Origin of the sequence: Collinsella sp. TF09-1AT (genome assembly GCF_003436895.1) — a bacterium.
In the GTDB taxonomy this organism is placed as follows: Bacteria; Actinomycetota; Coriobacteriia; order Coriobacteriales; family Coriobacteriaceae; genus Collinsella.
On the sequence record NZ_QSRC01000004.1, the window covers coordinates 205,894 to 218,204 of the forward strand.

9 protein-coding genes and 2 tRNA genes are annotated in these 12,311 nt (G+C 58.7%); 6 read left to right on the top strand and 5 right to left on the bottom strand.

The window, feature by feature from the left end; genetic code table 11:
* Window positions 1-90: 90 nt before the first annotated feature.
* The 6 genes from DXC90_RS05390 (at window position 91) to DXC90_RS05415 (ending at window position 5,205) form a co-directional block, all read left to right on the top strand.
* The gene (locus tag DXC90_RS05390) at window positions 91-1,023 is read left to right on the top strand and encodes a 1-phosphofructokinase family hexose kinase (protein ID WP_117735075.1); all 933 of its coding nucleotides are present in this window, start codon (window positions 91-93) and stop codon (window positions 1,021-1,023) included.
* Between the two features lie 198 nt (window positions 1,024-1,221).
* The gene (locus DXC90_RS05395) at window positions 1,222-2,616 is read left to right on the top strand and encodes a CCA tRNA nucleotidyltransferase (protein ID WP_117735076.1); all 1,395 of its coding nucleotides are present in this window, start codon (window positions 1,222-1,224) and stop codon (window positions 2,614-2,616) included.
* Window positions 2,617-2,843: 227 nt separating this feature from the next.
* A tRNA-Glu gene (locus DXC90_RS05400) sits at window positions 2,844-2,920 on the top strand.
* Window positions 2,921-2,942: 22 nt separating this feature from the next.
* A tRNA-Glu gene (locus DXC90_RS05405) sits at window positions 2,943-3,019 on the top strand.
* Window positions 3,020-3,169: 150 nt separating this feature from the next.
* Window positions 3,170-4,477 (top strand): lysylphosphatidylglycerol synthase transmembrane domain-containing protein, encoded by a 1,308-nt coding sequence (locus tag DXC90_RS05410; RefSeq protein WP_117735077.1) that lies wholly within the window; start codon window positions 3,170-3,172, stop codon window positions 4,475-4,477.
* A gap of 116 nt (window positions 4,478-4,593) precedes the next feature.
* Window positions 4,594-5,205 (top strand): TetR/AcrR family transcriptional regulator, encoded by a 612-nt coding sequence (locus DXC90_RS05415; RefSeq protein WP_117735078.1) that lies wholly within the window; start codon window positions 4,594-4,596, stop codon window positions 5,203-5,205.
* A gap of 56 nt (window positions 5,206-5,261) precedes the next feature.
* On the opposite strand, the gene DXC90_RS05420 is transcribed toward DXC90_RS05415, so the two are convergent.
* From DXC90_RS05420 to DXC90_RS05440, 5 genes are all read right to left on the bottom strand, one after another.
* Window positions 5,262-6,695, bottom strand: coding sequence for a radical SAM protein (locus DXC90_RS05420; RefSeq protein ID WP_117735079.1), 1,434 nt, complete (start codon window positions 6,693-6,695; stop codon window positions 5,262-5,264).
* Window positions 6,696-6,911: 216 nt separating this feature from the next.
* Entirely contained in the window at window positions 6,912-8,126 is a 1,215-nt protein-coding gene (locus DXC90_RS05425) for an ABC transporter permease (protein ID WP_117735080.1), read from the bottom strand.
* Window positions 8,123-8,896 (bottom strand): ABC transporter ATP-binding protein, encoded by a 774-nt coding sequence (locus DXC90_RS05430; protein WP_117735081.1) that lies wholly within the window; start codon window positions 8,894-8,896, stop codon window positions 8,123-8,125. The genes DXC90_RS05425 and DXC90_RS05430 overlap by 4 nt, the downstream gene beginning before the upstream one ends.
* Window positions 8,896-10,317 (bottom strand): efflux RND transporter periplasmic adaptor subunit, encoded by a 1,422-nt coding sequence (locus DXC90_RS05435; protein WP_158550226.1) that lies wholly within the window; start codon window positions 10,315-10,317, stop codon window positions 8,896-8,898. The genes DXC90_RS05430 and DXC90_RS05435 overlap by 1 nt, the downstream gene beginning before the upstream one ends.
* Before the next feature lie 132 nt (window positions 10,318-10,449).
* On the bottom strand, window positions 10,450-12,165 hold the full coding sequence (locus tag DXC90_RS05440) for a L,D-transpeptidase (protein WP_158550227.1): 1,716 nt from the start codon (window positions 12,163-12,165) through the stop codon (window positions 10,450-10,452).
* Window positions 12,166-12,311: the final 146 nt, after the last annotated feature.

Sequence of the window (12,311 nt, forward strand, 5' to 3'; positions counted from 1 at the left end):
GCTTTCACACCGTTTACCGAGTTGTCCTAGCCTTTTTCCGATGTGTGGAATATACTTTCATTAACACGTTGCCTTGTGAAAGGAACATTCATGATTTACACGCTCACTGCAAATCCCGCCATCGACTACAATATCGCCTGTGACGGTCTTGACGCCAACACCGTCACGCGTACCCGCAACGCCGTTTACACGCCCAACGGCAAGGGTCTCAACGTCTCGTTCACCCTCGATCACTACGGCGTCGACACCACGATCCTGGGCTTCTTCGCCGGCTTTTCTGGCGAGTTTATCGTCAAGGGCGCCGAGGCCCTGGGCGTACCCGTCAAGCCCGTGTGGACCGATGGCATCACGCGCGTCAACGTGTTCCTCAACGCGGGCCCCGATACCGAGTACAACATGGTCAACGCCGGTGCCGCCATCAACGAGGCCAACGAGCAGGAGATGTTCGAGCTCATCGATTCGCTCGACGACATGACCTGCCTGGTCATTAGCGGCTCACTGCCCCCCAACACTTCCGAGGGTTTCCTGTCCGAGGTGCTTCGCCGCGTCAAGGCCAAGGGTGCCGAGTTCGTGCTCGATATCTCGAGCCATCAGCTGGCAGACCTCATTGCCATGGAGCCTCTGCTGATTAAGCCTAATGACGACGAGCTGCTCGATATCTTTGGCATTAAGGTAAGCGGCGGCGACGATGAGTCCGTCAAGGGTGCCATGGCCGAGCTGCACGCCAAGGGCGCTAAGAACGTGCTGCTGACGCTCGGCGGCAACGGCGCGTACTTCTCCAACGGCGAGCACATCTGGTTTGCCAACCGTACTTTTGAGGTTAAGCTGCTGTCGACCGTCTGCGCGGGCGACTCCTCCCTGGCCGCTTTCCTGTCCGTGTGGCACGACGCCCCCGAGCGCGTCGAGGACGCCCTGCGCCTGTCGATGGCAACCGGCGCCAACGTGGTCGAGTGCCCGGGTCTGGGTGACTTTGCCAAGGTGGAGGAGTACAAGAAGGGTATTGCCATCCGTCAGGTTTGCTAGCGCGGCACACGGTTACATTCTTTGCTTGTCGATCACCCGTCTCGGCTTTTCGAGACGGGTGTTTTTTTAAGATTGCTGTCGAGCCCTTGGGGCTCAATCGTGCGCGAAGTGGGTTCGTGTGTGCGCCTTCTTCTGTTTCTTGCTAGACTTCTTGAGAACCAACAATCAATACACTCGCAATTGCAGGAGGCCACAGGAATGTGCACAGTTTCGCTTAACGCTACGCAGCCGTCAGCCGCCTCCCTGCGCGTCCTACGCGCGCTCGAGTCAGCTGGTCTTGAGGCTTGGTACGTAGGCGGTTGGGTACGTGATGCCCTTATGGGATGCCCCAGCCACGATGTTGATATGTGCTGCAGCGGCCTGTGGCAGGAGTCCAAGGCAGCACTCGAGGCTGCCGGCATTGCGGTGGTTGAATCGGGCATTAAATTTGGCGGCATCACCGCCATTAGTGATGGCGAGCGCATCGAGGTCACTACGTACCGCCTGGACGGCTTTTACACCGATGGCCGCCATCCGCAAAGCGTGGAGCGTGCGGCGTCGCTTGAGGACGATCTGGCGCGCCGCGACTTTACCGTCAACGCCATGGCCTGGCATCCCGAGCGCGGGCTTGTCGACCGCTACGACGGCCAGGGTGATTTGGAGCGAAAGCTGATCCGTGCCGTCGGCGATCCCAAGCGTCGCTTTAACGAGGATGCCCTGCGCATGCTGCGTGCGGTGCGTTTTGCCTGCCGCCTGGACTTTGTGATTGAGCCCGAGACTAAGCGTGCCCTTGCCGAGTGCGCGCCGCTGCTCGATGCCGTGACGCGCGAGCGTGTGGGCATTGAGCTCGAGGGCATCCTTTCGACCGGCCACGGGGGAGACGCCATGCTGCGCTACCCCGAGCTTGTTTGCGCCGCCGTGCCCGAGTTGGCAGCGGGTCGCGGGTTTGATCAGCGCAGCGTCTACCATGCCTTTAACGTTTACGAGCATATTGCCCGCGTGCTGACGGTGGCAGGGGAGCTGGCGCTGTGTGACGGCGTCGCGCCCTCGTCGAGCCTGATGTGGGCGGCGTTTTTGCACGACGTTTCCAAGCCCGAGTGTTTTACGGTCGACCATGCGGGCAGCGGCCACTTTTACGGTCATCCCGAGCTCGGGGCCAAGAAGGCGCGCGTCATTATGGATCGCCTGGCGCTTTCGCATGACCTGATCCGTGACGTGTGTCTGCTCATCAAGTATCACGATAAACCGTTGCGCCCCGAGCGTTCCTGTCTGCTCAATATGATGCGCTTGCTTTCGGGCGAGGGCGTCGACACCGCCCGCCTGATGGACGAGCTCATGGATCTCAAGCGTGCCGATACGCTCGGCAAGGCCCCGTCGTGCTTCTATTACGTCGAGACCATCGAGGAGATGCGCGCGCTGGCGCACGAGCTACTGGAGGCAGGGGAGCCCTATACGCTCAAGATGCTCGCCATCAACGGCGGCGATCTGATCCGCGCCGGTGTGAAGCCGGGGCCCGAGCTAGGTCAGCTTCTCAACGCAGCGCTCGACGCCCTGATCGAGGACAACATCCCCAACGACCGCGAAGCTCTTTTGGTCCATCTCAACCTAGGGTAGTTAAATTGGGACGGGGCTTTTTTAGCTACCCCTGCTGGCAGCACCGGCGGTTCGGTCGATTGACGGCTAGGGCAGCTAAAAAAGCCCCGTCCCAAATTAACTACCTTGCTGACCTGCGCGTTCCATAACCTGCCGACAAATTTTCGGCAATTTGTAATTTTTTCTTGCGCTCGCGTTTTTTGTCCCGTAATATATTTCCTCGCAGCACGGCAGTGCAGATGTCATGTGGCCCGTTCGTCTAGCGGTTTAGGACGCCGCCCTCTCAAGGCGGAGATCACCAGTTCGAATCTGGTACGGGCTACCATTTCTTTTCTGCCGAGATTTATGGCCCGTTCGTCTAGCGGTTTAGGACGCCGCCCTCTCAAGGCGGAGATCACCAGTTCGAATCTGGTACGGGCTACCACGCATCTGATACCCGGACTTCCCACGGAAGGCCGGGTTTTTTATTATCAAACAACCGTCTGCAATTCCCGTTTGAACAAGAGCTTTACGTTCTGCTTATGGCCCTTACGGGTACAATAACCAAGTTATTTTGACTGTTAGAAGGAGTCTCATGACGGAGTCCTCTCAGCATACGTCCAAGCCCCTGGTCGAGGTTGAGGCCTCGGGCGGCGATGACAATAAGAGCGCACGCCGCGGCGCCATCTTTATCGGCGTTGTGCTGGTGGGTTATATCCTCTATCTGGTGGTAACCGGGCAGATGGGGCAGTTCTGGGCTGCTATGTCGAGCGTCCAGGCGCCCTGGCTCGTTGTCGCGTGTCTATGCATGTTCATGTATCTGTTCTTTGGCATTGTGGCCTATGCGATCGCCGTCTGGCTCGACCCCAATTCACCCGTCGGCATTCGCGACCTGATCTCTGTCGAGGCGAGCGGCATCTTTTTTGGTAACCTGACGCCCATGATGATGGGCTCGACTCCTGCCCAGATTTACCGCCTGACCAAAGCGGGCCAAAATGTCGGCGAGGCCGGCGCCACGCAGTTCACGCGTTTTATCGTGTATCAGTTTGGCCTTGTTGCCTGGGGTGCTATCCTGCTACTTGCTCGCATGCCGTTTTTCGCCGAGCGCTATGGCGACATGACACTGCTGTGCGTCTTTAGCTTTGGCGGACACTGCTGCATCTTGCTAGGTATCTTTGCCGTCGCGCTCATGCCTAAGACCGTCACGCGCGTCGCCCATTGCATCATTAATTGGCTCGAGCGCATAGGTGTCTCGTCCACTAAGATCGAGGGATGGCGCACGTTTGTCGATGGCGAGGTCTATTCGTTCTCCGAGAAGTTCAAGCTTTCGGCTGGCCATTTTTCGTCCATGCTGCTCACCGTGTTTATCACCATGCTGCAGCTCGCGTTTTTCTATCTGGTGCCGTATTTTCTGATGCTTGCCTTTGGCCACCACGAGGTCGACTTTTTCTCGGTCATGGCCGCGAGCGCCTTTGTTCAGCTCCTCAGCTCTGCTGTTCCCCTGCCCGGTGGCACCGGCGGTGCCGAGGGTGGCTTCGCGCTTTTCCTGGGTCATTTTTTTGGATCGGCTTCGACCGCCGGCTATCTGCTGTGGCGCCTCATTACGTTTATTGCGCCGACCATTTTGGCTGCGCCCCTGCTGGGCCTTAAGAGCGCCCACAACGAGAGCATCCATGCGCGCTGGGATCGCGTGATGTGCAAACTCGGCCGCACGCCTCAGACGCCCTCTGCGCCCACTAAGCCGCACCCCACGAATGCTGTTACCGTTGATCCCAAGAAGCACGCTCAGAAGGCTTCTGGGACCGCTAAGCCGGCTCATAAAGCCTATGTGCGTCAGACAGGCGACGGTATTCGCGTATCTCCGTCGGCACTCAATAAGAAGAAGCATCCTAAGTCGCAGTAGGGCAGTCGTGCGTTCTTCATGATGCGGGGCATATTTGTGCTGTATGGGGGATAATCCTCTTACGTAGATTATCTCTCATCTGTTGATGAGTGCCCGTATATCGAAGGGACACGCCCATGGCCACCAGCAAATCGCGTATTGATCGCCGCATCGTTCGCAGCCGCACTGCCATCCTTTCCGCTTTCGAGCGCCTGCTCATGGAAAAGCCGCTGGCAGACATTACGGTGAGTGCCATCGCGCGCGAGGCCAATGTCGACCGCAAGACCTTTTACGTTCACTTTGGTACGGTTGACGGCCTGCTCGATGCCATTGCCGTCGATGTGGTGGAGATGATTGTCGACTCGGTCGAGAAAACGCTTGCTTCCATGAACGGCGACGCCAACGAGCGCGCCCTGGGCGCGGCGGCGACCTTCTTTAAAACCGTTAACGAGGCGCTATGCAACAACCTGGTGCTCAATCGTCAGCTGATCGAGAATATTCCGCTCGATGATTTTATGGCTCGTCTTCGTGTGCCGCTCGAGCACGAGATTGCTGATCGCGATCTGCTGCCCCAAGGTCTCAAGGACGAGATGTTCGACTACTATCTGGCGTTTTTGCTATCGGGTATCATCGGTATCTATCGCACGTGGGCGCTGTCTGACGGCTCGGTTCCCATCGAGCGCGTCTCGGAGGTTGCCAACGACCTGACTCTGAACGGTCTTTCGAGCTTGGAGACCCGTTTGTCCTAGCACGGGCGCCCCTCCCGAGGCGCCCGCGTCTTTGCTGCCTGCTCCGTTATCAAGCGCTAGCAGTTGCTCTTGAGCTTGCGGCCCTGCTGTTCAAACTTATGCATGTCGCTGTCGGCCATGCCCTGCGTCTCGTCCTCATGGCGTTTGATGTAGAGCGGATCGTCGGGATCGTTCCAAATGCGTTCTGCCACGGGCGCCCAGGCCTCGGCTGCGGCGCGGGTCTTTTCGCGCAGTTGCTCGGGCGATTCCTTCTCGACCAGGTCGGTGCTCTTGGCACCGGTCTCGGCCACCATCTTGGGCAGCACGTCGGGGTTCTCGAGCATGGGGCAGGGCTTGAGATAGTTGTCGTTGAACGGCTGGCCCTCGTAGTATTTCATAAAGAGGGGAGAGCGCAGCGCATCGAGCAGGCTCACATCGTGGATGTTGGCGTTGGAATAGTGGATGAACACGCAGGGCTCCACGTCGCCCGCTGCATTGATGTGCAGGTAGCGGCGACCACCGGCGATGCAGCCGCCCACGAACTCACCGTCATTTTGGAAGTCGAGCGTAAAGAGCGGCTTTTTCTCGCGCATCTCGCGTATAAAACGATACATGTGCTCACGCTGTTCGGGCGTGGGCATGAGCTCTGAGGTGGCGTTGCGCCCGACAGGCATAAAGTGGAAGTACCAGCAGAAGAGCGCTCCCTCGCGGATCATCCAATCCATGTTTTCCTCGGTGGCGACGGTATCGGCGTTGGCGCTCGTCCAGCAGGTCGATATTCCAAAGGGCAGATTGCGCTCGCGCAGGAGCTTCATGGCATGCTCGATCTTGACGTAGGTGCCCTCGCCGCGGCGGGCATCGGTGGTGTGCTCGTTGCCCTCGGCGCTGATGGCAGGGACAAAGTTTGCCACGCGGATCATGTCATCGCAAAACGCCTCGTCGATCAGGGTGGAGTTGGTGAAGCAAAGGAACACGCAATCTTGGTGCTTTTCGCAGATCCTGATGAGGTCGCGCTTGCGAACGAGCGGCTCGCCGCCGGTGTAGATGTAGATATGCGTGCCGAGCGCTTTGCCCTGCGTGATGATGGAGTCGATGTCTTCAAACGAGAGGTTCTGCTTATAGCCGTACTCGGCTGCCCAGCAGCCCGTGCAGTGCAGGTTGCAGGCGCTCGTGGGATCGAGCAAGATGGCCCACGGAATATTGCACTGGTACTTTTCGCGGCTCTTCTCCTGTTGCGGCCAAGCGAGCAGGTTGCCGTCGACAATAAGCGTCTTGAGCAACTTGGCGCGCATCTTGGGATTGAGGGTGAAAACGCGCATGATCAGGTCATACCAATTGCCGCGGCTCTTGATGACGTTGGTGAACGCCTCGCGCTGCGCGGGAAACACGCGGTCGGGGACCAGCTTGTTCACGAGGTCCATGATTTTGTCGATGTTTTCCTGCGGGTTGTCGTCGAGATAATCGATGAGTTTGTTGAGTGCTGCGCGCTCCGCTGACTGTGTAAGCGACATGGGTATATCCTTTCACGTGTACTTCGTGTGAGATAATACCCATATGTGGAATTAAATGCGTCTAAAGAATCCGTAATGTGTCTATTCAACGAATCAATTTGATTTGGGGCGAAGTGTCATGCCCCGACACCTTCTAAGTTACGGTGAAATAGTGTCTAATATGCGCTTTTAGACGCATAAACAGTCACTATTTCACCGCAGCGTAAGGGTGGTGGCTTACTGGTAGCGTAGACACTCGACGGGGTCGAGCTTTGCCGCACGGCGAGCGGGGTAGAAGCCAAAGATTACGCCGATGCCGACGGAGACGCCGAAGGCCAGCAGCACCGTGGCGATTGAAAAGCTCGGTGTGATTTGCCCGCTGGCACCGAGCTCGCTGAGAACCCCTGATCCTGCGGCAAACATCGCGAGGCCCCAGGCCAGCAGATAGCCAATCAGGACACCCAGCAGGCCACCGGTGACGCACAGCGCCGAGGACTCGGCCAAAAACTGCGCGGTGATATCGCGGCGACTGGCGCCCAAGGCACGGCGAATACCGATCTCGCGGATGCGCTCAGTCACGTTGGTGAGCATCATGTTCATAATGCCGATACCGCCGACAAGCAGCGAAATACTGGCGACAGCACCCATGATGAGCGAAAATGCGCCCATAAAGGAGTTGAGTGCATCGATGGCTCCTTTCATGGAGGTCGCCGATACACTGTCGTACTCATCATCCTCCGCGATGCCCTTCATCGCGCGCACCTTGGACTCGATGGTCTTGCAGAGCTCATCCATGTCCGTGCCCTCGGCGGCAAGTGCCGTCACGCTGGGGAATGAAAGATTCTCGTTGCCAAATAGGCCGGAGATGGTTTCACGTGGCATATACAAAGTGAGCGAGCCCATGGAGTCGCTGCCGCCATCAATCACGCCTACAATCTGCACCTCGCCGTTGGACACCTTGATGGTTTTTCCCAGCGCATCTCGTTCGTTGCCGTAAAGCTGATCGGCGCCGCCGCGGCTGATGAGCGCCACGCGCGAGCCTGCCTTTGACTCGACATCGGTGTAGGTGCGCCCCGCAACGAGCTTACTGGCACCCACGGCGTCGAGCATGTCGCTATCGACACCCTGTGCCATGACGGTATAGCTTTTATCGCCGGTCTTGTACTCGGTGTACGCGCTGTTGACAATGCCGATCTGTTCTATCTGCGGCACCAGTTTTTGAAGCTTCTGGACGTCAGAATCAGAGAGTTCTTGGGACGAATAGATCTGAACCATGCGAGCTGCGTTGAGGCCCAGGCTGTTTACCAAGCTGTTTTGGATGCCGCCGATGAGCGAAGTCATGGCAATGACCGAGGCGATGCCGATGACAATGCCCAGGATGGTGAGCAGGCTGCGCCCCTTGTTGGCCTCGAGCGAGTGAAGGGCTTCCTGGATGAGATCGCGGGCGCTCATGCCATCACTCCTTTCGACGGGTTGGCGGAGGCGGAAATCATGGGCAGGCTATCTACGGCGCTGCGCAGGGTCCGCGGTGCATGCGGAATATACGCGCCGTCGTGAATGCGACCGTCGCGGATGGTCACGGCGCGGTCGGCCTCGGCGGCGATGCCGGGGTCGTGTGTGATAAGCACGATGGTTTTGCCGCGCTCCTGGAGCTTGCGGAAGGTTTCCATGACGAGCGCTCCCGTGGCGGAGTCCAGGTTTCCCGTCGGCTCGTCAGCCAAAATGATGGGCGGATCGTTGACGAGGGCGCGTGCGATGGCGACACGCTGCATCTGGCCGCCCGAGAGCTCGGATATGCGGTGGTCCCAGTGGTCGACGGGCAGCGTGACGGCCTGCAGCGCGTGCACGGCGCGCATTTCTCGCTGGCTACGGGGCACGTTAGTGTATGCCAGCGGCAGCATGACGTTTTCGATAACCGACAGGCGCGGCAGCAGGTTGAAGCTCTGAAAGACAAAGCCGATGCTCAGGGCGCGGACTTCGGTGAGCTCGTCATCATCGAGCTCGGCCACGTTGAGGCCCTGCAGGTAATAATCGCCTGCCGTCGGTTTGTCCAGGCAGCCCAGGATGTTCATGAGCGTTGACTTGCCCGAGCCCGAGGGGCCGGTGATGGTGACGAACTCGCCGGGATCTACTGCCAGGCGCACGTTGTGCAAGATATGGGCGCAACCCGCCTCGCTCTCAAAGATGCGATGCGCGTTGCGAATGTCGATGACGGGACGCATTACATGCCCTCGTCGACAGGCATGTTGTCGCCGCCGCCTGCCGTCATGCCTGTGCCGGTATCCGTCACGATGGTGTCGCCATCGCGCAGCTTGGTAACCGGCACGCCAGGGTTGATCTCGTTGCCCTGGTCGTCGCGCTTGACCTGCGTCTTACCGACTACGGCCTCGTTGTCGTTTTGCGTCACGACGGTCACCTTCACGCGACGGGTTTGCTTGCCCTCGCTATCGGTAGCAACGTTGACGTAATAGTGCTCGTCATCTTCGGTCATCAGCGCCATGGTCGGCACCATCACCACGTCGTCGAGCTTCTCGGTCACTACCGAGACCTCGGCAGTCATACCCGGCTTAAGGCGACTGTCGGGTGCTTCGATGAGGATGTCGACGTTAAAGGTCACGCTGCCGCCGCTCCCGGAGGAGAAGTCGGAGTTTGCCACCGAGGCGATAGCCGTGACGGTGCCCTGGCTCACGATATCGGGAAACGCTGGATACGTGACGTTGGCGCTCTGCCCAACGGCGATCTTGGCGATGTCCTTTTCGCCCACCTGCACGGTCACCTTCATCTTAGATAGGTCGGCGATCTGCATGCACTGCTTGCCGCCGCTCGTATCGCTTTCGCCCATGATCATGCCGCCTGTTACCGTGGCGCCCACCTTGGCGTTGAGCTCCACGATGCTGCCCGAGCTCGGGGCCGTGATCGTACGGCTGGCGGCCTTGGCGTTCGCCTGATCGAGGTTTGCCTGGGCCGATGCGAGGCTGCGCTGCGCGGCCGATACGGCGTTCGTGTCCGCTGATGCGGCGGAGATGCCAGCCGCTGCGGAAGCTTCGTCGACGTCCGTCGTTGGGGTGGCCTGCGCGGCAGTTGCGGCTTTCTGCGCGTTGGCGAGGTCTTCCTGAGCTGCTGCAACTGCGCGCTGCGCCTCGGCAACGTTGCGATCGAGCTCGTCGTTTTTAATGGTCATAAGCACGTCGCCCTCGTTGACGGATTGGCCTGCCTGCACGTTTATCGAATCGACCGTGCCGTCGACAGAAGGGGAGACCACTGAGGACGAAATGGGTTTGAGCTGGCCTTTCGCTTCGACCGTTGTGCTAAACGTGCCCTCGGTCACCATGTCGGTCGCAGGCCCGCTATCGCCCTGTGGCTGCGCATTGATAACCAGGGTTGCGACAATGGCAATGAGCGCGATGACACCCACGATGCCGGCGGCAATGCCGCGTCGAATCAGCTTTTTGCGTCGACGTTCGGCACGTTTTGCCTTGAGCTTGGCATATGCCTCTTCATCGGAAATCTCGGCCGTGTCGTTCGTGCGTCCGCTCTCCTTGTCGGCATGTACGTCTGTGATCAGAGGAAGCGTTTCGGTGATACCTTCGGGCGTGTGCTCGGTATTATCCGGGCCCGGGGTGATCGTGGGGACATTCGGCATAGCGTCTCCTTTATAGAAAGAACCTCGATAAGTATATGCGCCCACCGGTTGGGGCGGGCGCATAGGACGGTTTCTTTCGGAACTGTTAGATTGGTCGCAGCGGTTCCACGCTGTATGAATGCGCGCGTTGCACTACGAATGGACAACCACGCACAGGCCGACTTTGATGCAGTCGTGAAGTGCCTTGGCGTCGGCCAGGCGCAGGTTGATGCAACCGTGGCTGCCGCACCACTTGTACGACTCGGCGTTATCGAAGCTCTTGTCGTTTTGCCAGGTGGCATCGTGGAAGCCGATCATGTTGCCCTCAAACGGCATCCAGTAGCTCACCGGGCTCTCGTATTTGGGCTTGCCCGTCTCGGGGTCCTTGGCGCCAATCAGCGTGCTCGCGCCGTCGTTGCTGTTGATCTGCCAGACGCCTTCGGGAGTGGCGTCCTCACCCGGTTTTCCTGAGATAAAGTTGGCCTCCCACACGATATTGCCGCTCTCGTCGTAGTAGCGCGCGTGCTGCTCGGACAGATCGACATCGACGTATGCCTTCCAGTCGGGCTCTCCCTTTGCGGTAAAGGTGTCGGCCTTCTGGGAGTACTTGATCTCGATTTCGCCGGTCTGCTTGTTGTTAATGGCGTCCTCGACCTGCTTGGCGAGCGAGCCGCTGTCGATGGACCAACCAAAGTCGCCGCCTTCAACGGCACATTGCTTGCCATCGGCGCGCGTCCACCAGCGAGTGGAGCCCACGGTGTTAAAGCCGTTGGCGAGCTCGGTTGCCCAGCTGCTGATCTGTGACGTATCGAGTGTGGGGTTGGCCGGATCGGCAAAGCTGATCCACTGCAATACGGAGCTGCCATCAACCTTGCCGGCATCCTCGCCGTTGAGCTTGAGGGTCACGTTGACGCCCAGGAAGTTGTTGGCGGCATCGCATGCGGCCTGAATCTGATCATCGGTAAGCGTTCCATTGAGCGGCTCGTAGGCATCGCTGCCGAGCTTGGAAAGGTCTACGGTCTCGGACAGCGAGGCAAGCTCGAGCTCGGCATACTTAATGACATGCTCGCGGTCGAGTTTTTCGTTGGAGCGCGCCTTCTCGACGGTAAACTTGCCGGCCTGCTCGTCATAGGAGCTATTGGCCTCGAACGTGCCCGAACGCCCCTCGTTAAACTCGTCGATGGCGGCGCCCAGATCCTCCTCAAACTTCTTTTGGTCAAAAGTGTCGGAGAGCATGGACAGGTCGACGTCTTGATCAAGATCGACTTCGTTGGAGGTAGCGGTTGTTTTGATCCTTCCGCTTAAGGATTCCGCAAGGCGGACCGGCCATACAAAGGCTTCGTTGTGGCTGATAATCTCTTTTGCGGCTGCTTCGCCGTCGACGATGGGCTCATCGGACTCGGGCTGATATGTCCAGCTAAAGTCATCGCCTGTCACGGTGAGCTTATAGTGCTTCCATGCCGAGTTGACCTTGGTGGCGGCAGACGAAGCGTTGGAGAACGAGACGTCGACGCCGGCGATGGTGGTATTGGGGTAGGCTAGCTGGGAGAACGCTACGACGCCTACGATATAGACAATGACGATAAGACCAAGGACGACAAAGAGCGTCGTCTTTTTGCCCGACTTATTGTTCTCGGCGGGTTTGCGCGCGGGGCCGCGATCGCCTCGACCGTGCGCGGGGGGCTGCTTGGGCGCATTGCCGTTTGCCTGGCGCTGCTGACGTTGATGGTTCGGGCGTTGGGGAGCGTTTGCCGCACCACGCTGCTGACCGTGACTCGGCGCGATAGGACGCGGCGACTGAACGCCACCGGTGTGCCTGCTCGGCTGCTGCGGATCGGGAATCAGTTGAGTTCGATCGTTTTGCGACATCGTATGCATATCCTTCGAATTTCGCCTTGCGGCTCATCGTGTTTTTACTGGGCTTGCATTATAGCTATTACCTAGTTGTTTGTGGTACGGAAACGGTGGCATTCAAAAGAGGTGGGACAGTTGTCCCACTATCGAGTCGTTCTTGG

What these genes read in the sequence shown, in the direction of transcription:
- DXC90_RS05390 (WP_117735075.1), top strand. Translation starts at nt 91, where the DNA reads ATGATTTACACGCTCACTGCAAATCCCGCCATCGACTACAATATCGCC.
- DXC90_RS05395 (WP_117735076.1), top strand. Translation starts at nt 1,222, where the DNA reads ATGTGCACAGTTTCGCTTAACGCTACGCAGCCGTCAGCCGCCTCCCTG.
- DXC90_RS05410 (WP_117735077.1), top strand. Translation starts at nt 3,170, where the DNA reads ATGACGGAGTCCTCTCAGCATACGTCCAAGCCCCTGGTCGAGGTTGAG.
- DXC90_RS05415 (WP_117735078.1), top strand. Translation starts at nt 4,594, where the DNA reads ATGGCCACCAGCAAATCGCGTATTGATCGCCGCATCGTTCGCAGCCGC.
- DXC90_RS05420 (WP_117735079.1), bottom strand. Translation starts at nt 6,695, where the DNA reads ATGTCGCTTACACAGTCAGCGGAGCGCGCAGCACTCAACAAACTCATC.
- DXC90_RS05425 (WP_117735080.1), bottom strand. Translation starts at nt 8,126, where the DNA reads ATGAGCGCCCGCGATCTCATCCAGGAAGCCCTTCACTCGCTCGAGGCC.
- DXC90_RS05430 (WP_117735081.1), bottom strand. Translation starts at nt 8,896, where the DNA reads ATGCGTCCCGTCATCGACATTCGCAACGCGCATCGCATCTTTGAGAGC.
- DXC90_RS05435 (WP_158550226.1), bottom strand. Translation starts at nt 10,317, where the DNA reads ATGCCGAATGTCCCCACGATCACCCCGGGCCCGGATAATACCGAGCAC.
- DXC90_RS05440 (WP_158550227.1), bottom strand. Translation starts at nt 12,165, where the DNA reads ATGTCGCAAAACGATCGAACTCAACTGATTCCCGATCCGCAGCAGCCG.